Source organism: Alitiscatomonas aceti, from assembly GCF_025567195.1.
GTDB classification, from domain to species: Bacteria; Bacillota; Clostridia; order Lachnospirales; family Lachnospiraceae; genus Alitiscatomonas; species Alitiscatomonas aceti.
On sequence record NZ_JAOQJF010000004.1, the window covers coordinates 1 to 21,356 of the forward strand.

The window sequence follows — 21,356 nt, forward strand, 5'->3', positions numbered from 1 at the left end:
AAACCCCCTTTTTCTTTTTATCATACCAGAAAAAGGGGATTTGTTCACAATTTATTTACTCATGCGTTTGTCCTGCAGCGGCATTGAAGCTCCCGAGGAATACGATGATGTTATGATCGTTCATCTGGAGGAGAGGGAACATCCGGGAAAAATGCGTCCCATGGGCGTAAACCGTCCCAATCTTCCGATGACAGCAGCCCATAACGAGGAGGAGGGCGTCTATGACGCCACTGTGGTAACGGAAGGCATAAAGGATGAAATTGAGAAGTCCGACAGGATCACCTTTACGGCAGAATCGTTTTCCTCTTATGTGATTACCTTTATTAAATCTGCAACGGAGTAACAGGCTGTGGATGTTTTCCTCATGGATACCCGGACAGGGGCCGAGTTTACAGCTGCTGCGGACAATCTTCAGATCACCGTCGACGATGACGGTATCGAAATCCTGAAGCTGGTGGAAGGAAACCAGATGGGACAGATTGCAAAAACTGACGAGGTGTCTCCTGACGGAGAAGCGGTCTATATGTCCTACGCCTATGCGTCCACGGATGAAGAGGGAAATGACCGTATTACCCATGTGAATTTTGCGGAGATTGAAGGGAAGGATCAAGCGGCGCTTTATCTTTGGTACGATCATCTGGGTACTCTCGAGATCCCCGTTGAAGTGTATCTGGAGGACAGTCCTGCCGATGAACAGTATGAATTTACGATCGTGGCAGGGACGATCCGAAACAATGCAGAGGCCGTTTTAAATGACGCAGATCTGACGGAAGATCTGGGAAACTACGCCTTTGAGAAGGCCGTTGTGCATAGGGAAGAGGATGGCGAGGAGCAGGAAATCGAAATCGTTTCCAGGATCGGAAACACGATCTATTACAGTACAAAAGTCAACAACGGCGTGGTTGGAAACTTTAAGGAAGGCAGCGGAAGAACGATCCGCCTTTATTATAAAGAGGCGTATAAGGTGACTCTTACTGTTACAGCCGCTTCCGGGACAGAAACTAATATTGGAAACACGGTGAATGGACAGTATGTGGGAGATACTATTGAGATCGACGTTGCGAAAAACGGAGCCTTCAATATCCCCATTACCATTGCCCAGGGATATACGGTAGAAGTAAATTGCGATGAGGATCCTGGACTGAACTATAATTCCGCAGCTGAGAGTAATCAGCAAAGGGAGTATACCATCACCGGCACAGGCCTTACAGGGAATAGGGATATCAATATCGCTTTTCATAAGCCGGAGCTGGCGTTTACGTATGATTTTTCAGAAGCGGCGTTTGGGAAAATTACAGTGAAAGCAGATACAGATGGAGACGGAAACTGGGAAACTGCGGATAAGCAAGGAACATTTAAGATTCCAGATGAAACGAAAATGCTTCAGTTCCAGTTAGAGCCTCAATCATCAACATTAGTCTGGGAAAATAGAATCCTTGATTCGTTTGCTATTAATGATCAGACTTTGACGATGCCGGCGGATCCGAGTATCATTTCTGAACCAGAAGCATACAGCCAATTGTTTGATATGGCTGGAGAACAGATCGCAGATGTTAAAATTAAAGCAGAAAAGAATTATAATTGGGGTGGCGCTAAATTCCAAAGGACTTATACGGTCACAATCAGCAATATTAAATGTCCTTTAACAATGACAGGAGGCGGTGTGCGTCAATACTTTGAAAATGCTATAATTTTATATGAAGTAGGAGACGGACTTAAGATATCCTGGGCTTACAACAATCAGGAAGAAAATAAAGTTGAGATTGACAAGGGCGATGCAGTTGAATTTTCGGATGATCTTACCTATTATATAGAACCTCAGAAGGGATATTATATCGATCAAGTGATCACAAGTGCTCAAAACGAAGGCGGTGAACCAGAGAATCTCACCAGCAGCCTTGAATCCATTGACCCGAATGGGCAATGGTATGAAGGAAAGAAGATTACCTTGAGTCCTAAAAACTGGTGGAGTCAAGAGGATGAAACGCTTGTGAAGATTACATCAAAAGAGACTAACTATCAGTTTGTATGGGAAAATAATAATAAAACAGTTCCCTTGAGCGACTCCTTTACCTTACCGGGAGAGGATGCCCTTTCCATGCCACTGTACAGTAATGTGGTTCCTGATGAAACAGCGATCCCAGAAGGGGCAGTATTCCAGGGATGGACATTGGGAGCGAATGATACACATATTCATTGGGGAAACGAGTCCATTTCCAGGCGGGAACTTCGGGAAGCTATGGAGGCAGGAAACCTTACAGTGGAGTATCCACTGACAGCGGATGAGGCTGTTAAAATCCCTCTTACTCCCAAATATGTGGCAGCAGATCTGGCTGATACCATTCCCTATTCGGTAAAGGTCTATCTTGGAAGCGAGAATACCGAACCAATCGAGTCTTTCGAGTATCGGGGTATAGCCGGTCCGGCTATTGAGGAAGGGGCCTACATTGAGCGGCCTGAAATCAAAGCGGTAATCGATCAGTATCAAGACGAGTATCCGGAGAAAGAAATCATAGGAATTGAAAGTCTTTCTAATACAGATAATGTGGTGAAGATCATCCTAAAAAAAGAATATGTGCAGATTCACACATTAGTAGAAGAAGAGGGGAGCGTAAGCCACGGAAATTATCAGTATGGCAGCGATACCTTCGACAATAAGGATTTGATGGTGCGGAGCGGTGATACGATCAGGTTAAAAATAGTTCCTGATGAGGGGTATACGATCGGGCAGCTGTTTATTGGCGGAACGCCCCAAACCATTGATCGCAGCAAAATCGATGAAGATGGAAACTATGAAATTGAATATACTGTTTCTGAAACTGCAACTATTTGGACTTCCTTTGCAGCGGACATAAACGGCAACGGAGAGCCCGATGAGACGGAAACCACATATTCTATCACCTACGCTGCCGGTACAGCTGGTACAAATGCGCAGAATATGCCGCAGAATAAGACAGACATCTTAAGCGGAACCACTCAGACTATCTCCGCTGCGGTACCGACCTGGACTGGCTACGTATTCACGGGCTGGACCAGTACAGACGTAACGGAGACTGCCGGAAGCTTTACGATGCCGGAGAAGAACGTAACCTTTACCGCCACCTGGAAAGAGGATGCAAATGGAGACGGTGAGCCGGATGATACGGAAACAAAGTATTCTATCACCTACTCTGATGGAGAAGCCAAGGGCGCAGCGCAGGGAATGCCTGCGAAGGCTGAGAATATCTTAAGCGGAACCACTCAGACTATCTCGACTGCGGTACCGACCTGGACAGGCTATGTATTTGCAGGCTGGACCAGCAATGAAGTACAGGCAACCAGCGGAAGCTTTATAATGCCGGAGGCTAACGTAACCTTTACTGCCACCTGGAAAGTGGACGCAAATGGAGACGGTGAGCCGGACGATACGGAAGCAAAGTATTCCATCACCTACTCTGATGGTGAAGCAAAGGGAGCAGCGCAGGGAATGCCTGCGAAGGCTGAAAATATCTTAAGCGGAACTACTCAGACTATCTCGGCAGCGGTACCGACCTGGACTGGCCATGTATTCACGGGCTGGACCAGTACGGACGTAACGGAGACTGCTGGAAACTTTACCATGCCGGAGAAGGACGTAACCTTTACCGCCGCCTGGAAAGTGGACGCAAATGGAGACGGAGAGCCGGATGAGAATGAGCAGAAGTATTCCATCAGCTACTATGACGGTGAAGCGAACGGAAATGCGGAGAAGATGCCACAGAATGAGACAGACATCTTAAGCGGAACAACGAAGACCCTCCCGACAACGGAACCGACGTGGACAGGCCATGTATTCACGGGCTGGACCAGTGATGAAGTACAGGCAACCACCGGGAACTTTATCATGCCGGAGGCTAACGTAACCTTTACTGCCGCCTGGAAAGTAGACGCAAACGGAGACGGCGAGCCGGATGATACGGAGACAAAGTATTCTATCACCTACTCTGACGGCGAAGCAAAGGGAGCAGCACAGGGAATGCCTGCGAAGGCTGAAAACATCTTAAGCGGAACTACTCAGACTATCTCGGCAGCGGTACCGACCTGGACTGGCTACGTATTCACGGGCTGGACCAGTACGGACGTAACGGAAACTACCGGAAGCTTTACGATGCCGGAGAAGGACGTAACCTTTACTGCCACCTGGAAGGTGGACGCAAATGGAAATGGAGAGCCGGATGAGAATGAGCAGAAGTATTCCATCAGCTACTCTGACGGCGAAGCGAAGGGAGCAGCGCAGGGAATGCCTGCGAAGGCTGAAAACATCTTAAGCGGAACAACTCAGCCTATCTCGGTTGCGGTACCGACGTGGACAGGCCATGTATTCGCAGGCTGGACCAGTACGGACGTAACGGAGACTACCGGAAGCTTTACGATGCCGGAGAAGGACGTAACCTTTACTGCCCTCTGGAAGGAGTATAGCAGTGGCGGATCCAAAGAGGAAGATGACGATGATGCGTCAGAAGAAAATGGCAGCGGCAGCTCCAGAAAACCCGTCGAGGCTCAAAAGGGCCAGGTTGTCAATGCGGCGGGAAAGACTGGGGAGTGGGTCCTGGAAGGAAACCAGTTCACAGAACAAAATGGGTATATTCCCTCGAGAGAATATCTGAAAATTGATGGAAACATTTACGGCTTCTACTCCAGAGGATATGCCATTGGATCTGAACATGGCCACTACTACACCAGTGAAGCCATTGCGGCAGCCGGAGGCTATCGAGATGCTCAGGGAGCCTGGAATCTGAACGGCTGGTGGGTCCGTTACAGTGATGGTACGTATCCACACGGACAGTGGGAGTACCTGACCTACAATGGACGTTCAGACTGGTATTACTTCGATGAAGACGGCTGGATGGAAGACGGCTGGTTCCAGTGGGAGGATCACTGGTACTATCTGCATACAGAGTATGACGGCTTCCGGGGCCATATGTATACAGGCTGGCACGAGATTGGCGGGAAATGGTATTATTTCCGCACAGATCAGGACGGCGGCACGCCTGGAGCTATGATGACCGATGCAAGGACGCCGGACGGCTTTTATGTTGGAGAGGATGGCGCCTGGATTCAGTAATGTTGAAGGTCTGGAACTGGTAAAACAGGCGGAAGAGGCCCTTTTATGGCAAAGAAAAGTCCATAAAGGGGCCTCTTCCCTGTTCCTGGTGATAAAAACGCCGTTTGTTTTTTGGGAAAAGTAGTTGACAACGCATTGGAAATATAGTATAGTTACATAGGTTGTGAAAGCAGCCCACAGGAAAGCAGGTATCCGCCTCACCCTGGCACGAGCAAGTGACCCGGGTTCATACAGAATTGGTTTCATAATCATGCAGCAGCATGCAGAACCGATGCAGTTAATGAGCGGATAGTTTACTATCTGCTTTTTCTTTTCTATTTTGTCGATATTAAAATGAGTATGGAGGTGCACGGCTATTAGCGAGTTAATGATTAACGAACAGATTCGTGATAAGGAAGTTCGTCTGATTGGTGAAAATGGAGAGCAGCTTGGGATCATGTCTGCAAAGGATGCCTATAAGATGGCCAGAGATGCAGAGCTTGATCTGGTGAAGATCGCGCCGACAGCAAAGCCGCCGGTGTGCAAGATCATTGATTACGGCAAATATAAGTATGAGATGATCCGTAGGGAAAAAGAAGCGAAAAAGAAGCAGAAGGTCATCGAAGTGAAAGAAGTCCGTCTTTCTCCTAATATCGATACCAATGATCTTAACACGAAGGTTGGTTCCGCAAGAAAATTCATCGAAAAAGGCAATAAGGTCAAGGTTACGCTCCGGTTCCGCGGACGTGAGATGGCCCATATGAATCAGACCAGATACATCCTGGATGATTTTGCCGAGAAACTTGCTGATATCGCAGTCGTTGACAAGCCTTCCAAGGTAGAGGGAAGAAGCCTGGTAATGTTTTTAACTGCAAAAAAATAGGGATAATTTTAAGGAGGAATTTACAATGCCTAAAATGAAAACAAGCAGAGCAGCTGCAAAGCGTTTCAAAAAGTCCGGAACAGGTCTGTTAGTAAGAAATAAAGCTTACAAGTCCCATATCTTAACTAAGAAATCTACAAAGCGGAAAAGAAATCTTAGAAAAGACATCGTTACTGACAGCACAAACAGCAAGGTAATGAAGAAGATTTTACCGTACTTATAATAGATTCGGGATTAAGAAGGAGGAAAATAAGCAATGGCAAGAATTAAAGGCGGCTTAAATGCCAAGAAGAAACATAACAGAGTGCTGAAGTTAGCCAAGGGTTACAGAGGCGCACGTTCCAAACAGTATAGAGTAGCAAAGCAGTCCGTAATGAGAGCTTTAACCAGCTCCTATGCAGGAAGAAAAGAGAGAAAGAGACAGTTCAGACAGCTGTGGATCGCCCGTATCAACGCTGCTGCCCGTATCAACGGTCTTTCTTACAGCAAATTCATGTATGGCTTAAAGCAGGCCGGCGTTGTTATGAACCGTAAGGTATTATCCGATATGGCTATCAACGATGCAGAAGGATTTGCAAAGTTAGCAGAGCTTGCAAAGAGCAAGCTGGCTTAATAAGAAAAAGAAATACGCCGTTTCCTTTTCCGGTGAGACTGGATCAGGAAGCGGCTTTTTTTAATCCTGTATTTCTTCAAAAAAATGTGTCCAGACACGGAAAAAGCTTTGGGGCATCCGCTCGAGGGGGCTCTCCGGGGTCCATAGGAGCCAGATGGTAAAATTTCCCTGTTCCTCCCGGATCGGAAGGCTCACCAGCTCTGGATCGCTGCTGGGGAGTTTTTTGTTCAGAAATGCGATCCCGGCGTTGTGTTTTAAAAGCCGGAGCAGACTGGAAAACTGGTCCACATGGAAGGCATAGGAAAATTCCTTTCCGCGTTTTTTATAAACGTACTTCAGAAGCTGGGTATTCAGATCGTCACCGGCGTATCCGATGACAGGGCAGGTGATCAGGTCTTCATAGGAAACCTGGCCTTTTTCTGCCAAAGGATGGCGGCGGGACATGGTGACATATCTGTGACGGCTGGTATGCAGCTTCAGGCTCCTCAGATCGGGATCCGGCGCATCGCGCATGGCCAGGACCGCGTCCAGGGAGGAATCGCGCAGCATAGATAGAAGAAGCGGAACTGTACGGTTAGTCGTCTGAAATTCCAGATCGGGAAGCTGTTTTTTTAACTCGAAGTAAAGATCCAGCCAGTAAAATTCGTTGAGCACCACTGGAACGCCCAGACGGAGAGGACGGCTGATGGAGAGGAATTGCTTCATCTCCTCTGCCAGCCGTTCGGTCTTTTTCAGGATCCCGCTGCATTGATCCAGAAAAAAGGATCCGGCGGCGTTGGGGGCAAGTCCTTTGGAGCTCCGGTCAAACAGCGGGATAGAAAGCTCTTTTTCCAGAGCCCGTATGGCCATGGAAATGGTGGATTGGGAAACGTTTGCCGCCTGGGCGGCCTTTAGGGTACTGCCGCAGCGGCAGACCTCCATAAAATACTGCATTTGTAAAAGAGTCATAGCGTTCCTTTTTGCCGGGAGAAGATCTGAATACATTTATTATACAGGAAAAAGCCTGTGGTATCAATAGAATTGATACTATTATGAATTATATATGTTTCACAAAGCCTGGGAAATATGAGATAATATGCACATAAACAAAAACGAAAAAGCATAAAAACTGTGCACTTTCACAATGCATGTACCCGGGGAGAAAGGAAGCAGCGGTTATGCAAAAAACAAAAGGAGAAATGTCATGATTGCTGTAATTGGCCTTATTATGTTTGCGGTGTCCTCATATCTGGCGCTGAGCAAAAAGATGCATCTCATGGTACCCTTTGTGGTCGTACCTGTGATCGCCGGACTTTTCTGCGGTTTTTCTCTCCCGGAGGTTTTGAATTTTGCCGCCGAAGGAGTTACGGGAACCTTCAATTCGGTCCTTCTTTGTATCTTTGCAGTCCTGTATTTCAGTGTGCTGTCCGAGACGGGGATGTTTGATATTATGGTAAACCGTCTGGTGGGGATCACCAGGGGGAATATTTACATCGTTATGGTGGTAACGGTCCTTGTGGCTTTCATCGGCCATCTGGATGGAGCCTACAATACCACATACCTGATCGCAATTCCGGCTCTGGCCCCGCTTTATAAACGACTCAATATAGACCGGCGGAGCCTGGTGCTCCTGGTATCCCTGGCGGCAGCGCCCATGACGGCCATGGCCTGGGGACAGCCGGCGAAAATGACGGTTTTTGATCCGTCCATCGATCCGGTGGTCATGGCTTCCAGCCTCTATCCGGTGGTGGCGATCATGCTGGGGCTTGCTGTGGTCACCTCTCTGGGCTTTGGCTATTACTATTCTAAAAAGAATGCCTCTGAGATCGCTCTGCTGAGAAAGAGCTTTGAAAATGGAGGCGGAAGCCAGAAGGTGGATTTTTCGGATAATCCTCTGGCACGTCCAAAGCTTTTCTGGGCTAATTTTGCGCTGTTTCTTGGCTCTCTGGCCTGCTTTATGTTCATGACCGGCGTAAAAACATATGTGCTGTTCATGGTATTCTCATGTGCGGCGCTGCTGCTCAACTACCATACCCAGAAGGAGCAGAGCCAGATCATCCGCAAGCATTCGGCTACCATGCTGGCCCCGGCGATCCTGTTTTTGGGGATCGGAATCATGGTCGGGATCCTGAACGGAACGGGAATGGTAACGGCTATGGTGGATGCTGTCCTTGGCATCGTTCCGGAATCCATGGCAAGATGGACGCATGTTTTATACGCGATCCTGATCCTGCCGCTGGAGATCTTCATCCCATATCAGGCCTTCCAGAGCATGAACCCGCTGCTTCTGGGTATTGGAGCAGGCTGCGGCCTGACTGGCTACCAGGTGTTAACGTGTATGAATATTTCCTATCTGAACCCATGTTCTCCGCTGGTGGCTGCGGCGAACCTGGCCTGCGAGCTGGCAGAGGTGGATATCATCAAGCAGGTGAAGTTTTCTGTACTGTTCTGCCTGGCCTTTAATACCATCGGAGTTCTGATCTGCGTGGCCCTTGGACTGGCGTAAAATATAATGAACGAATGTCCGGCCGGCGCTGCCGGCCGGGAAAAGAAAGGAATGATAACGATCATGAGTAAAGAAGTAAAGGTAACGCCAATGGATACTGTAAATAATGCCAGGACCATGCCCTGGAAGGTGGCCATCGAGCCGTTCCGGGTGGCTCCGAGGGTCTGGTATGTGGGGAATACCTGGGTAGGGAGCTTTCTGATCCAGACCAGCGAGGAGCTGGCGCTGATCGATACGACAGTGATGGAGGATCTGTATCTTCTGATCGATTCCATCCACCGCCTGGGCTTTGATCCAAAGGATCTGAAGCATATTTTTCTGACCCATGCCCATATGGACCACGACGGGGCGGCCAGGGCCTTAAAGGAGCTGACGGGAGCAAAGGTATGGCTGTCCAGAGAGGATGAGGAATGGCGTCACCGCCCGGAGGCGGATATGAGCGACACGGGATTTGCCATCGTTCCTTATGAAACAGACTGCTTTTATGAGGATGAAACGCCCATTGTCATGGGGGATGTGGTCATCCGCACCAGACTGTCCGCTGGCCACACGCCGGGAACCACTTCGTTTTTTGTAGAAATGAAGGACGAGGAGGGAAAAACGGTGGTATGGGGCATGCACGGAGGCGTAGGGATCAATACCATGAATACGGACTATCTTCAGAAGGTCCGCCTTCCCCTGTCCCTCCAGGAGGATTTTTTTCGGGGCTGCGAGGAGATGAAGTCCATCCATGTGGACATCTGCACACCCAGCCATCCATCCCATTCAGATATGCTGGAAAGGATCCCGGAGGATCGGAATGATTACCGGCCTTTTGTGGATGAGGGAAAATGGCCAGCCTTTCTGGAAGAACGGGCAGAATCCTTGAGAAAGGTCCTGGAACGGGGCGTTTACCAGAGATAAGGGCAGCCTGAGAGAGGAGAAGAAGATGGATACACTGCTGATCAGAAATGGAACGGTCGTGAACGCGGAGGATGGGACCATGGTCCAGGCGGATATCCTGGCCGAAGGAAGCAGGATCCGGAAGGCAGAGCCGGGGATCTGCGACCGGGCGGTCAGCGAGATCGATGCGACAGGCTGTTATGTGACTCCGGGACTGGTGGACCACCATACCCATATCTATCCCATGGCGTCCATCGGGATCTCTGGAGAGGCCGCCTGCTTTGGTTCTGGAGTCACAACGGCTGTGGATGCCGGGAGCACGGGCTGCGGGACCTATGAACGATACCGGCCCTGGATCCGTGCGTCCAAGCTGGCTGTCTGCCCTTACATCCATGTGAGCACCGGGGGGCTTTCCAGCCTTCCGGAGGCCATGGAGGATGTGGATCCGCACCATATGGACGCGGAGGGGATCCGGGAGCTGTTCCGGCGGTACGGGAATGAGCTTGCGGGACTTAAGATCCGGATCAGCCGGAATATCGTAGGAGATCTGGGATTGGATCCTTTAAAGCGGGCGGTGGAGATCGCGGAGCTGACGGGGGTTCCTTTGATGGTCCATATTACGGACCCGCCGGCACCGATAGAAGAAGTTCTTTCTGTCCTCCGGCCTGGGGATATCGTTACCCATATGTATCAGAACACCGGACCAACGATCCTGGATCGCGGCGCCGTCTCGGACGCCGTAAAGGCGGCGCGGGAAAAGGGGATCCTGTTTGAGGCGGCGGATGCCCGGGCCCACTTTTCCTTCGAGGTAGCGGAGCCGGCCATCGGAGAGGGATTTTATCCAGATCTTCTGGGAACTGATATCACCAGGCTCAGCATGCATCTCAGGCCGACGGCCTTTAATCTGGCCATGCAGCTCTCCAAATACAGCTGCCTCGGGATCCCTTTTGGGACGCTGATCCATATTGCGGCCTGGAAAAACGCAGTCAACCTGGGGCTTTCGGACCAGATTGGGAGTCTGAGGCCTGGAAAACAGGCGGATATCGCTGTATTCCGGCCCTGCCGGAGGCGGAATGTATTCGGCGACCGGCCGTTTTCCAATAAAGATGCGGAATTCCGGGAGGGGGATCTGATCTATGAACCGGTGCTTACGGTAAAGGTCGGGGAGATGGTGTGGAGAAGTGTGACTTTTTAAAAGAGGGAAATGAAAAGCCTGGCTGGGCGTGCGTCAAAACACGCTTCCTGCCAGGCTGATTTTTGTTTGAAGGTATGCTGTGGAGCGGGAGCGGATCTGAAAAATAAAAAGCCTGGACTCTTACGAATCCAGGCTTTATGCGGAAGATGGGACTTGAACCCACACGATGTAACCACCACAAGATCCTTAGTCTTGCTCGTCTGCCAGTTCCGACACTTCCGCGTATCGTTCTGAGCTTTTGTTGTTCAGCTCTCACCGACGTGTTATAATATACCACAGCCTGAAGGATTTGGCAAGTACTTTTTTGAATTTTTTTAAAAAATATTTTTTTGAAAAAGTTGTTGACAAAATGACAGTTTTATAATATAATTCAACATGTCGCTGAGAGATATAAACAAAGCGGCAGAGAAGAAATGCAGAAGTGGCGGAATTGGCAGACGCGCACGGTTCAGGTCCGTGTGGTAGCAATACCATGAGGGTTCAAGTCCCTCCTCCTGCACTGGCAAAGAAACCTGTTTCCAAAACCTGTTTCCAGAAGGGAGCAGGTTTTTTCGTATTCTGGACAGAGTGGACCTTTATACAAAAACGTCCCCTGAGGATCCGCTCGGAGCAGAAAAGGGACCTGCTGGAGGCGGATGAATTTACGCGTACTTGTACTGGCAAAAAAAATAAAAAAAAGAAAAGAAAAAAGCTTGACATTTTGAAAAAAATGTGTAAAATAATACGTGTCGAGTGAGAAAAACGGCAGAAAAGGAAATGCAGAAGTGGCGGAATTGGCAGACGCGCACGGTTCAGGTCCGTGTGGTAGCAATACCATGAGGGTTCAAGTCCCTCCTCCTGCACGAACAGAGAACGGAAACAGCCTCCCAGAAAGGGAGGCTGTTTTTGTATCAGGAGATCCGGACAATGGAAAGTCCGGTCCTGGCTTCGAGAAAACGGGAAAATTCCTCCGGCATCCCGCCTTTTAGTCTGGCCTTGTCGTAGGCCTGGGCATGGTTTTCTCCCAGTATCAGGATAAAATAGTCCGGAAGCTCAGCAATGGCTGCAATCCGGTCATAGGGCCAGTCTGTCTGCCCGCTTCTGGTTTCCGTATGGTAGGAGTCCTCCTTAAAGACGGAGACGGCTGATTCTGTACCGGGAAGCAGCCGCTTTCTGGCGAAATAGCCGTTGAGCCTGTCCTCAAAGAAAAAGGTTAAGAGGATGGCGAGGACAGCCGACAGTGTAAGGAGCGTCCTTCCATTAATGGAAAAGGAGCTGCCCGCCGGAGGAAGGAGAAGGAAGGTTCCCAGAAGGACCACGATCCATCCAAAGATATGGGCGCGGCGGCTCCTCTTTTTCCTTACGGTTTTCCGCAGGGCTCTGGCCATGGCGGTCAGAGTCTTCATGTCATAATCAGTGGTGGTGGTAAATTCCATACGATCATCTCCTTGTTTTTTATAAAGATATTATAGCGGATAGAGACGCCGGTTTTCAAGAGAACTGAAAAAATGAAAAGAAAGGGTAAGGAATCTTAAGATTCGTTTAATTTCACAGGGGCTTGTAAAATTCAGGGGAAACGCATCAAACCCCTGATTTTACAAGGAAAATACAACAAAACAAGAGGCTGAAAAGGATGGGGCAGGAGTGGATAAAACGGGACGGTTTGTCACACACTTGTCACAACCTTAATCCTCTCGATTTCTGCCCGGAGGGCAGACAGATCGCGGTGTCCATAGACCTTATTGGTTACGTCCTTAAAGCTATGTCCCATTAGCCGCTTGCGGTCATTATCACTGACCTTAGCGTCTTCCAGCAATGCCGAGAATGTGTGCCGGCAGTCATGGGGTGTGTGCTTGGGATCGCCAAGGATTCCCAGATTATCTAAAGCAGCAGTACATCTTTTACGATAGGTGTTTGTGGATTGGCACAATAACGCCCCATCCCGGGCTAAACGGCGTTTTACAAGTGGCAAAATTGCGGAATGAATGGGAACAATCCGTTCCCTGCTGGTTCTTGTTTTAAGGCCTCCGCGGAAGCAGTAGTCGGTCAGATCGACTTCAATAACCTTTAATTCCGATATACGGTGTCCAGAATAGCACATGATCAGTAAAAGTTCAATGATAGGATCTTCATTATGAGACCAGAGCATCTGGAGCTCCTCTTCGGTGAAGGGGACTCCGTGTTCATCATCATCGGGTGTCTTGATCGAGACAAATTTGGAATAATCCTTGTCACACCATCCGCATCCATCTGCGTAATGATACAGGGAATGGTACAGATTTAAAATCTGCTCAAGGCTGGAATGCTTGAGAGGACAGGCATCCAGAGTGTCCTGCAGATCTTTCGCAGTGATAGACCGGAACTCACGATCATGCAGATTGGCACTGTGCTTGAATCCCATACGGGCTCCGTATATGCAGGATTTAGAATACTGATGTCCTTCGTGGAATTTGTTTGCATAAAAAGCCTCATAGACTTCAGCATAAGTTGGGGACTTTGATTGTTGCTTTCCGGAATAGTCGGACAGAATGTGCTTGATGATGGTATCTGAGTTTTCAAGACTATCCAGGGAAGACTTCAATGTTCCCTCCATGCCAGGGACGTATGTACCGGCCTTGTAGGCCGTGAGGACGGCAAAGCCGACATACCAGTCATCCACATAGCAGAGAGCCCGCGGAACGACGTACATGCCGTTGACGGGGTTTTCATGGGCGGGTGGATGTACCGCGTAAGGATTCCTACGGCCAGATCCAAGATATCGGATGCTGCCATAGCCATTTGGTAACTTCGTGTGTTTTTTCCGTTTAGGCATAATATTCCTCCTTGCATTGGTTTGGGTATAAAAATAACACCTGCTTGCCAGATGCATAAGGAGTATGGTATAATCTGAGTGGTTAGGTCAGGTTATTTCTCCCGGCATCGGGTAGCAGTAACCGGTCTGTGGGCCGTCTCCAGTTGGCGCTGGGGGCGGCTTTTATATTTGGCATATCGAGTTAGTCTCTATTTCTAAAAATCCAATATAAAAATAAGAAACTTGCACAAAACCAGGCAAAGGCAGACAGGATAGAATAGGATCCGCCTTGAAGGTTGATGTCGTGCATAAAATAAAAACAAGTCAAAACAGAGTTAATTAAGCAAGTCATCAGAATCAAAGGTGTGTCCATCTGGCGGAAAACGCATATACAGATGATTGGGATGAACATATTGATAAAGAAAGTATACCCAAATTCTACTACGCCCATAATCGTAACAGAAGATGTACTAAAAAGTACGGCGTAAACAACAACAAAAATAAACACTAGAGCCATACATTTACCTGCATTTTTCTTGATACAAGGTCCTACTTTTTGGCGGATTTTATACGCTAGAAGGACAAGTAAAATATAAAACGATACTATAACAATACAAGCTAAAACTGATACAAGGATTGGATATAGAAAATACGATAACTTTTCCCATTGCGAACTGTTAGCGGTTTGAATGGGTGCAGCAGTTGTTTCTGTATTAGAGAAACTTTCTTCATAGGTCTCATCATCTCGTTGTGGGCTGTCGGTGGTTTGAATGGGCGCAGCAGTTGTTTCTGTATAAGAAGAACTTTCTTCATAAATATCTTCATCCCATTGTGGACTGTCAGCAGTTGTTTCTGTATAAGAGAAATTATATTCATAAATATCTTCATCATCATAGGGGCATTTCCCGTTAGGATGGTCATGTGCCGGTCGTCCATGATGGTAATGGTATTCGCCTGTGCTCCGGTCATAATGTCCACCGTCTGAATCCGTTCTTCCAGGGTGGGCATTTGCGTTGAATGCAAATACAAGAGTCAGTAGAATTAGTAATGCAACAGATATCAGCTTTTTCATTTGTGTATCCCCCCAAACACTGTCATGCTAAAGAAATACATATATTTTCCGGATCACAGAATCCGTGGAATATATTACAGATCGAACCGGACTTTATATATAAATCTTTGCTTTAAAAATAAAATCTATCTTTACATACTACAATAAGATGTTCAAATAGCCTTATGTGTGCTATCAGAAACTGGTGGATACTGGCTTTCCAGTTCCTCGGGAGTTTTTGGGATCATTCCTAAAAAAGCCCCCATAGTATTGTTTGTAAGAGATTCTATAAAGATGGTTACGGCCTCTCTTTCTTGTTTGCTTAATTTCAGATATTTTTCCAGAAAATTCCTTTCAAAGTCATTTAAATTAAAATTCTTAGCAAAAACATCGAATTCATTTTCTGGCTCAGGTGTAAACATTTCGCCTTGACCAGTTTTTATCCAATTCTCATTCACATTAAACTCTCGACAAATAGAGAGAATCATTTGATCGGTTAAATTTCTTTTTCCATTTTCAATGTTGGAAATGGCCGAACGAGTCACACCGACACGTTTGCCAAACTCTTCCATTGTTAGAGATAGAGTTTTTCTCAATAATGCAATTCGGTTATTCATTGTAAAGTTCCTCCTTTGATAAGAAAAGTATAATACATTATGTTGTCAAAGTCAACAAATGTTTTCAAAGAAAACAAATAATGCTTGACATTGTTTTCTTCGTGACGTATGATGATAACAGAGAATACAAAGAGAGGTGATTGCAGTGTCAAAAGAAACGAAAAAGGATTTAGGTAAAATTGAAGATTTAGAAAAAATAGTAGTAAAATTTCGCAATTTACCGCGAAATGAGCAGGCCATGGTATCCGGGTTTATTGCGGGCCTGGAGGCACAGAAAGCGCTTAACTCAGAGCCAGAGAAAAAAGGAGCCTAGTACCTGTTCAGAGAGGAAAGGAGAGAGAATAGATGAGTGAACCACTTAAACCATGTCCATTCTGTGGTGGAAAAGCCAAAATACATATGGAACATAAAAGAATAGGACTTACCTTATGGGGACGGTGTGAAAAATGTCTCGCGGAAACTGCTGGATATTGTCCCAAAGATGACCTGGAAAGTTTTGAAGAATGCAAAGAGCTGGCGATTAAAGCATGGAACAGACGGACAGAGGGTTCGAAACCGGAGAAAAAAGAAGCCTAGTACCTGGGGAAAGGAGAGAGAATGGAAACTTTATATTTAGCATTATGGAAGGTGATGTCGTTTTGTTTGGTGATCGGGATAGCTCTGTTTTTGATAGGAGTACTCAAGTTTTTCATATTCGGTGATCCCTGTCCGTTTGGAATCATAGGAGCCCTTTTAGTTTTAGGAGCAGTCATTTGCCTTGATCTTATAGTGGTAATGCAAAGGATCATGAAAGCTGGAAACCCACCCAAAGCAGTCACTGCTTTATATATTATGCTTGGCTGTGCGGTGATTAGCTATATTCTGCTTTGGGTGGGCGGTGCCTTGATTGAATATGGATTAGGTTTTTTGGTAGGAGTTGGCGCCATCGGACTGGTGATTAGCTATCTTATCGGATTTGCTGCTGTTGACATATCGAAAGAATCAATGATTCCCCCAGATGCTGCAAAGCTGAAGTATGAAGCTGCCGAGTGCAATGCATGTAGTTACAATCCATGGGAACCAGAAATTCCATCTGGAAATTGTTCTTTCACTGACCATGGTGGAGCCTTTGAGAGTCAGAAGGATTCCCATATTTGAATCAATAGACACAGAAAAGGTATACTGATCGGCTTTTATATCGTTTCGGACAGTGGAGGGAGAAAAAGGGACGTAGATGATAAGTCCTTCATCCTTTAAAAAGTCGATATGCTGACAAAGCCGGGGACGGCTGAATGTACCGACCGACCTATGGGCACCCCTAAAACGTTGCCAGGGCTTTCGACAGTGCTTTTCGATGCCATCAATCGTTGTGTAGGGATGCTTATAAATGAACCGGAGCAGATCCATCCGGTAATCGAAGGGGCCTATTATAAACATAGTACTGATTCCTTTCTATGGGATTTTAGGCATGCTGATAAAGCAATTATAAGGGTGTAGAGGGAGAAAGGCAATATCAAGCGAGGAGAAAGGAGGCTGCCATATGAAATTACAGATCACATTTCCGGACAGGACCCAGGAGGTCATATTTCTTTCGGATCAGGAAGTAGTCCTTGGAGAGGGACTATAAACACTACTACTTTATAATACAAGGAGTTGTGATTGCATGGCACCTAAAGAACTGACTGAAAAACTGCTGTCTGTCCTGGAAGGAGATATCCCATGCGAAGGAGAAGACCTTGCAGAGGCAGACAGCGTGATTGAAGGACTGATTGAAAATCTCATCCGGGGATGGGGACTGAACCAGTTTGAAGCAGGGGATGCGCCGGTACTGCTGATACTGTGTCTGATCTGCGCAAGGGGAGCATTGCAGCAGACGGGGATCATCGGTGAGGGGATTAAAAAAGTGAAAGAGGAAGTTCGCGGCTTCTGCGAATTGGAAGGAGGAAAATGGATTGAGAACGAAAATGAAAATGGTAAAAAGCCGGGAAGAGAAGTCCAATCAGATCACAGTGATAATACGGGCCTGTGACAATGAATCTGCGGAGACTCTTATGGAAGAGATCCAAGCGGCGCTTCGCAGACTGAACCGCCGCATGGAAAAAACGGTAGGATACGAAATTATCACTGTACCTAAACCTATTTACAGTGAGAAAGAAATTTGTTCAATTTGGCCTGAAGGTTACGCACATCCACAGAAGAGGCCTTGATATCGTCCCGTTCTTCTCTGGAACAGGATGGCTCCTTCAAATACGCTTTGAAAAATTCAAGGACATTGTCAATGGCGTAACGCGTAGTAAGTATTTCGTTGTAGGTAAAAAGAAGGTCAGAACAAACATCATTGCCAGAAAAAATGCGTTCAGATGTTTCCGGATCATAATCGGATGGGATATTTACCGACTCAACAGGATTATAGCCAATGGAAAAACCTCCTAAATCAATGGCAGAGAAATCCAGGGACGCGGGAAAGTCATCATTGGCTTCAAGAGATGTGAGATCCACATAATCATATCCATCAGAAGTAATTTGAACGAGCTGGTTGAGAATATCAGTAATCCTATAAATCGCCATATAGTACCTCCAAATAAAATTGATATCTGGTTGGGAAGAACCAGTAAATCAATTATAAGGGCAAAGAGAGGGAAAGGCAATATCGAGCAAGGAGAAAGGAGGCTGCCGTATGAAATTACAGATCACATTCCCGGACGGAACCCAGGATGCCATATTTCTTTCGGATTCAGAGGTCCGGAAGCTGGAATACCAGGTAAAAAAACAGCACCAGTACATGAAAGAACGGGGAATCCAGAAGAATTATACGCTGGTGGATGAGCTGTACTTTGCAATTCACATGTATGCGTTAGATCTCAAGGAGATTCCGGAAGAGGAGGAAACCAGATGAAGGAAAAAGAAACCCTGTCAGAGCGTGTGAGCGTGAATGAAGCGGCACGGATCCTGGGAATGTCACCGACTTCGGTGCGCTTCCAGATGAAAAAGAAGACATTGCCCATTGGACGGGCGGTGCCGCCGGAAAAGAACGGATCAACCCGATGGGCATTTTATATCTACCGGAGGATGCTGAACCAGGTGATCGGGAAGGAAGAAGATGAAAGGATATAAGTGCGACCGGTGCGGCTGCAGGATCTACGTGGATCCGGGAGAAAAGAGGGTCTGCGAGGCCTGTGAGGCGGAAATGGAAGAAAAGACGCCGGATATCCGGCTGGAATACTATGAAAGGTGGAAAAGGACATGGAGAAGATCACGTGCATCGTAATAACAGAAAGGAACCGGTTTCAGGAGGCCAGAAGGAGAAGGAACCGGAGAAGGCTGTTGGCAGCCGCTCAGGCGGCAAAGGAAATGGCCGTGTATGCGCTTATCCTGGCGATCCTGTTATTTTTCGGGGCCGGCCTGGGAGTGACCGTGCTGATCCTTACGGACCGAATGGGGATGAGTTTGGTTGTAGCTATCATGGGAGTGTTTCTGATCTCGGGAGTGCTCTCAGAAGCGATTCCACGGGTATTTTTCCGGGAAGACCGATAAAAGAAGGACAGAAAAAAAGGAGCCGGGGAAACGGCTCCATGGGGCATATGAACAGGAGTTCATATACGAATCATCGTTCTTGAAGTATAGCACATATGCTCCATAAAAGCAAGGAATTATCGCGTTTTCGGACTCGATAAAAGGATTAAACTTAGGAGCATACCATGCACAACAGGATCACATATAAGGCAGGAGCAACGAAGGAGATCATCCACTGCTATCCCAGGGAGGACCGGAAAAGTACCCAGCGGGAGCCAGTAAAGAAAAAGACGCCGGAGGAGATCCGGGAGGCCAATAAGAGGCAGGCGGCCAGAAAATTAGAACGGCTGATGAATGCCAACTTCCGGCCGGGGGACTGGCATATCACACTGACATACCGGAAGGAGATCCGGCCATCCCCGGAGGAGGCCAGGGAGGAGCTGAAGAAATTCCTGGGCTGCCTGCGGCGGAGATACCGGAAGGCCGGTCATGAGCTGAAATACATAGTGGCCACGGAATACCGGTCAAAGCATATCCATCATCATCTGGTGGTCAATGCCATCAATACGGGAGGGGAGATGACGGCCGCCATGGTCCGGGAACTGTGGGCGGTGCGGCGGGGCCAGGACGGGATCCGCGGCAATCCCAAATTCGTGATGCTATACGACAGCGGCGAATACAGCCAGCTGGCCGATTATCTCATAAAAGAGACAGAGAGAACTTTCCGGGATGAGGACAGCGCGGTCAAACAGCGGTATTCCTGTTCCCGGAATCTGACCAAGCCCAAAAAGACCGTGGAGCGGATGCAGGGCAGGACCTGGAGACGGGATCCGCGGCCGCAGAAGGGATATTACATATTGCCGGACAGCGTTTTTAACGGATATGACCGGATGGGCTATCCATACCAGCGGTATGTGATGGTAAAAATAAAGCCCAGCGATTCAGACTGGGAGCAGAGGGGCAGGCCCTCCGTGGGTATGTCACAGGATACCCGTTCACATAAAGACAGCCACCGGCCCCGCGCCGGTGGGGAAAGGAGAGGTCATGAAAGACATAAACGTAATGATCAATGAGATCACTGAGAACCTGATGGATGTTACGGGCTATGAAAAGGCTCTGGATATCCGGTCAGTGCTGTATATGCACCTGTCCGGTTACCAGCTGTCAGAGGCATGTACGGACGTATCTGCCGGAGGAGTGGCCTTTCCGGAAGCGGTCAGAGACTGGGGGATCGAGCTGCAGCTGAATGGCTGCACAGAGGAGACCCTGCGGACCTATGCCTATAATATGTCCCAGTTTCTGCTTGCAGTAAACAAGGATCTGAAGGATATCACGGAAATGGATATCAAGAGATATCTGGCAGAGGGAAAAATGATCCGCAAATGGAAGGACAGCACCTATAACCTGAGACTCCGTACCGTCCGGAGCTTCTTCCGGTACTGCGCAGATCAGGGTTATGTAGATGTGGACCCGTGCCGCCGGATCCGGGACACCAGGACTGCGTATATCATGCAGCCGGTACTGACTGCGGAGCAGCGGGAGCTGATCCGGACGGCGTGCCGGACCGAGCGGGAGCTGGCCCTTGTGGATCTCCTGTACAGCTCCGGGATGCGCGTCTCCGAGGTGATCCGGCTGGACCGGGCCGATATAGATCTGCGCCGCCGGAGGGCAAAATGCTACGGAAAAGGCCGGAAGGAGCGGGAGGTCATGTTTTCGGCCGAGTGCGGAGTCCATCTGGCCCGTTACCTGGAGGAGCGTACCGACACAGATCCGGCGCTCTTTGTCAGATCCAGGAGGCCGTATGAGCGGTTAAGCCGGGATGCGGTCGAGGGGATCCTGCGGACGATCCGGAAGAGGGAGCCGGGCCTGGCCCATGTCCGGCTGACGCCGCATACGTTCCGGAGGACCCGCGGGACCGATCTGATCAACCGGGGGATGCCGGCGGAGCTTGTTGCAAAAAAATTCGGGCACGAAAAGGTACAGACCACGCTGGACTGCTATGCGGCGATCAGCCGGGAGACGGTCTGGGCCGCAGAGGAGAAGTATGGATAGAAGGAGAAACATGAAAGGATATTATCAGAAAAGGATCCATCAGCTGGAGACAGAGCTGGAAAGAAGGCAGCGGGAAATCGCAAAGGAGCGCAAGGCCAGGGAAGAGGCTGAACGGTATATTTATGAGCTCCTGCGGCACATGGGAGGACATGCCCTCATCTGGACCAGGAATCTGGGCCGGCAGAATGGAAAGGTGATCTGCAACGTGGACCAGAGACGCGGAATCGTGCGTATGAAAATTGTATAAGATGAGA

Annotated in this window: 25 protein-coding genes and 3 tRNA genes; 21 read left to right on the plus strand and 7 right to left on the minus strand. The window is 48.2% G+C overall.

The genetic code is table 11. The features are described 5' to 3' along the window. The 5 genes from OCV69_RS02625 to rplT all read left to right on the plus strand — a co-directional run. Positions 1-343 (plus strand): hypothetical protein (locus OCV69_RS02625; protein WP_262562945.1); only part of this gene is annotated, 343 nt, incomplete at its 5' end. 21 nt (positions 344-364) lie between these two features. After that, positions 365-5,083 (plus strand): InlB B-repeat-containing protein, encoded by a 4,719-nt coding sequence (locus OCV69_RS17170; protein WP_158357633.1) that lies wholly within the window; start codon positions 365-367, stop codon positions 5,081-5,083. Positions 5,084-5,450: 367 nt separating this feature from the next. Continuing rightward, complete coding sequence (gene infC / locus OCV69_RS02635; protein ID WP_022272783.1) at positions 5,451-5,945, plus strand: translation initiation factor IF-3; 495 nt, start codon at positions 5,451-5,453, stop codon at positions 5,943-5,945. A gap of 25 nt (positions 5,946-5,970) precedes the next feature. Further along, entirely contained in the window at positions 5,971-6,168 is a 198-nt protein-coding gene (gene rpmI / locus OCV69_RS02640; RefSeq protein ID WP_022272784.1) for a 50S ribosomal protein L35, read from the plus strand. Between the two features lie 33 nt (positions 6,169-6,201). After that, positions 6,202-6,558: a 50S ribosomal protein L20 gene (gene rplT, locus OCV69_RS02645; protein ID WP_022272785.1), complete on the plus strand. Its 357-nt coding sequence runs from the start codon at positions 6,202-6,204 to the stop codon at positions 6,556-6,558. 60 nt (positions 6,559-6,618) lie between these two features. Here the strand turns inward: rplT and OCV69_RS02650 are convergent, their stop codons facing one another. Continuing rightward, positions 6,619-7,506 carry a LysR family transcriptional regulator gene (locus OCV69_RS02650; protein WP_262562946.1) on the minus strand — a complete coding sequence of 296 codons (888 nt, stop codon included), beginning with the start codon at positions 7,504-7,506 and terminating at the stop codon, positions 6,619-6,621. Between the two features lie 235 nt (positions 7,507-7,741). Between OCV69_RS02650 and OCV69_RS02655 the strand changes: the two genes are divergently transcribed. The 3 genes from OCV69_RS02655 (at position 7,742) to OCV69_RS02665 (ending at position 11,120) form a co-directional block, all read left to right on the plus strand. Continuing rightward, positions 7,742-9,043: an SLC13 family permease gene (locus tag OCV69_RS02655; RefSeq protein WP_262562947.1), complete on the plus strand. Its 1,302-nt coding sequence runs from the start codon at positions 7,742-7,744 to the stop codon at positions 9,041-9,043. 63 nt (positions 9,044-9,106) lie between these two features. After that, entirely contained in the window at positions 9,107-9,946 is an 840-nt protein-coding gene (locus tag OCV69_RS02660) for an MBL fold metallo-hydrolase (RefSeq protein ID WP_262562948.1), read from the plus strand. Between the two features lie 25 nt (positions 9,947-9,971). Continuing rightward, a complete protein-coding gene (locus OCV69_RS02665) occupies positions 9,972-11,120 on the plus strand; it encodes an amidohydrolase family protein (protein WP_158357625.1) in 1,149 nt (382 codons plus the stop codon). A gap of 138 nt (positions 11,121-11,258) precedes the next feature. Here the strand turns inward: OCV69_RS02665 and OCV69_RS02670 are convergent. Then, positions 11,259-11,342: transfer RNA gene (locus OCV69_RS02670), tRNA-Leu, on the minus strand. Positions 11,343-11,535: 193 nt separating this feature from the next. On the opposite strand from OCV69_RS02670, the gene OCV69_RS02675 reads away from it, so the two are divergent. Together OCV69_RS02675 and OCV69_RS02680 are read left to right on the plus strand one after the other, a co-directional pair. Then, positions 11,536-11,619: transfer RNA gene (locus OCV69_RS02675), tRNA-Leu, on the plus strand. Between the two features lie 259 nt (positions 11,620-11,878). Further along, positions 11,879-11,962 (plus strand) — tRNA-Leu (locus OCV69_RS02680). Positions 11,963-12,010: 48 nt separating this feature from the next. Here the strand turns inward: OCV69_RS02680 and OCV69_RS02685 are convergent. From OCV69_RS02685 to OCV69_RS02700, 4 genes are all read right to left on the minus strand, one after another. Next, on the minus strand, positions 12,011-12,535 hold the full coding sequence (locus tag OCV69_RS02685) for a YcxB family protein (RefSeq protein WP_158357623.1): 525 nt from the start codon (positions 12,533-12,535) through the stop codon (positions 12,011-12,013). Positions 12,536-12,765: 230 nt separating this feature from the next. After that, entirely contained in the window at positions 12,766-13,911 is a 1,146-nt protein-coding gene (locus OCV69_RS02690) for a tyrosine-type recombinase/integrase (RefSeq protein WP_262562949.1), read from the minus strand. Positions 13,912-14,092: 181 nt separating this feature from the next. After that, complete coding sequence (locus OCV69_RS02695) at positions 14,093-14,962, minus strand: YHYH domain-containing protein (protein ID WP_158357621.1); 870 nt, start codon at positions 14,960-14,962, stop codon at positions 14,093-14,095. Positions 14,963-15,114: 152 nt separating this feature from the next. Continuing rightward, positions 15,115-15,558 carry a helix-turn-helix domain-containing protein gene (locus OCV69_RS02700; RefSeq protein WP_158357619.1) on the minus strand — a complete coding sequence of 148 codons (444 nt, stop codon included), beginning with the start codon at positions 15,556-15,558 and terminating at the stop codon, positions 15,115-15,117. 145 nt (positions 15,559-15,703) lie between these two features. Here OCV69_RS02700 and OCV69_RS02705 point away from each other — a divergent pair, with 145 nt between their 5' ends. The 4 genes from OCV69_RS02705 (at position 15,704) to OCV69_RS02720 (ending at position 17,566) form a co-directional block, all read left to right on the plus strand. Continuing rightward, positions 15,704-15,871: a hypothetical protein gene (locus OCV69_RS02705; RefSeq protein WP_262562950.1), complete on the plus strand. Its 168-nt coding sequence runs from the start codon at positions 15,704-15,706 to the stop codon at positions 15,869-15,871. A gap of 32 nt (positions 15,872-15,903) precedes the next feature. After that, a complete protein-coding gene (locus OCV69_RS02710) occupies positions 15,904-16,134 on the plus strand; it encodes a Lar family restriction alleviation protein (protein ID WP_158357617.1) in 231 nt (76 codons plus the stop codon). 21 nt (positions 16,135-16,155) lie between these two features. After that, complete coding sequence (locus tag OCV69_RS02715; RefSeq protein WP_158357615.1) at positions 16,156-16,695, plus strand: hypothetical protein; 540 nt, start codon at positions 16,156-16,158, stop codon at positions 16,693-16,695. Between the two features lie 505 nt (positions 16,696-17,200). After that, positions 17,201-17,566, plus strand: a complete 366-nt coding sequence (locus OCV69_RS02720) for a hypothetical protein (RefSeq protein ID WP_158357613.1) — start codon at positions 17,201-17,203, stop codon at positions 17,564-17,566. A gap of 107 nt (positions 17,567-17,673) precedes the next feature. Here the strand turns inward: OCV69_RS02720 and OCV69_RS02725 are convergent, their stop codons facing one another. Then, the gene (locus tag OCV69_RS02725) at positions 17,674-18,105 is read right to left on the minus strand and encodes a hypothetical protein (RefSeq protein WP_158357611.1); all 432 of its coding nucleotides are present in this window, start codon (positions 18,103-18,105) and stop codon (positions 17,674-17,676) included. 109 nt (positions 18,106-18,214) lie between these two features. Between OCV69_RS02725 and OCV69_RS02730 the strand changes: the two genes are divergently transcribed. The 7 genes from OCV69_RS02730 (at position 18,215) to OCV69_RS02760 (ending at position 21,349) form a co-directional block, all read left to right on the plus strand. Further along, entirely contained in the window at positions 18,215-18,433 is a 219-nt protein-coding gene (locus OCV69_RS02730) for a hypothetical protein (RefSeq protein WP_158357609.1), read from the plus strand. Beyond that, a complete protein-coding gene (locus OCV69_RS02735) occupies positions 18,430-18,651 on the plus strand; it encodes a DNA-binding protein (protein WP_158357607.1) in 222 nt (73 codons plus the stop codon). Before OCV69_RS02730 ends, OCV69_RS02735 begins: the two co-directional genes overlap by 4 nt. After that, entirely contained in the window at positions 18,638-18,805 is a 168-nt protein-coding gene (locus tag OCV69_RS02740) for a hypothetical protein (protein ID WP_262562951.1), read from the plus strand. Before OCV69_RS02735 ends, OCV69_RS02740 begins: the two co-directional genes overlap by 14 nt. Continuing rightward, on the plus strand, positions 18,781-19,071 hold the full coding sequence (locus OCV69_RS02745) for a hypothetical protein (protein WP_158357605.1): 291 nt from the start codon (positions 18,781-18,783) through the stop codon (positions 19,069-19,071). Before OCV69_RS02740 ends, OCV69_RS02745 begins: the two co-directional genes overlap by 25 nt. Positions 19,072-19,235: 164 nt before the next feature. Further along, a complete protein-coding gene (locus OCV69_RS02750) occupies positions 19,236-20,123 on the plus strand; it encodes a rolling circle replication-associated protein (protein WP_262562953.1) in 888 nt (295 codons plus the stop codon). Beyond that, complete coding sequence (locus tag OCV69_RS02755) at positions 20,095-21,102, plus strand: tyrosine-type recombinase/integrase (protein ID WP_158357603.1); 1,008 nt, start codon at positions 20,095-20,097, stop codon at positions 21,100-21,102. The genes OCV69_RS02750 and OCV69_RS02755 overlap by 29 nt, the downstream gene beginning before the upstream one ends. A 10-nt stretch (positions 21,103-21,112) precedes the next feature. Further along, the gene (locus tag OCV69_RS02760; protein ID WP_158357601.1) at positions 21,113-21,349 is read left to right on the plus strand and encodes a hypothetical protein; all 237 of its coding nucleotides are present in this window, start codon (positions 21,113-21,115) and stop codon (positions 21,347-21,349) included. The last annotated feature ends 7 nt before the right edge of the window (positions 21,350-21,356 follow it).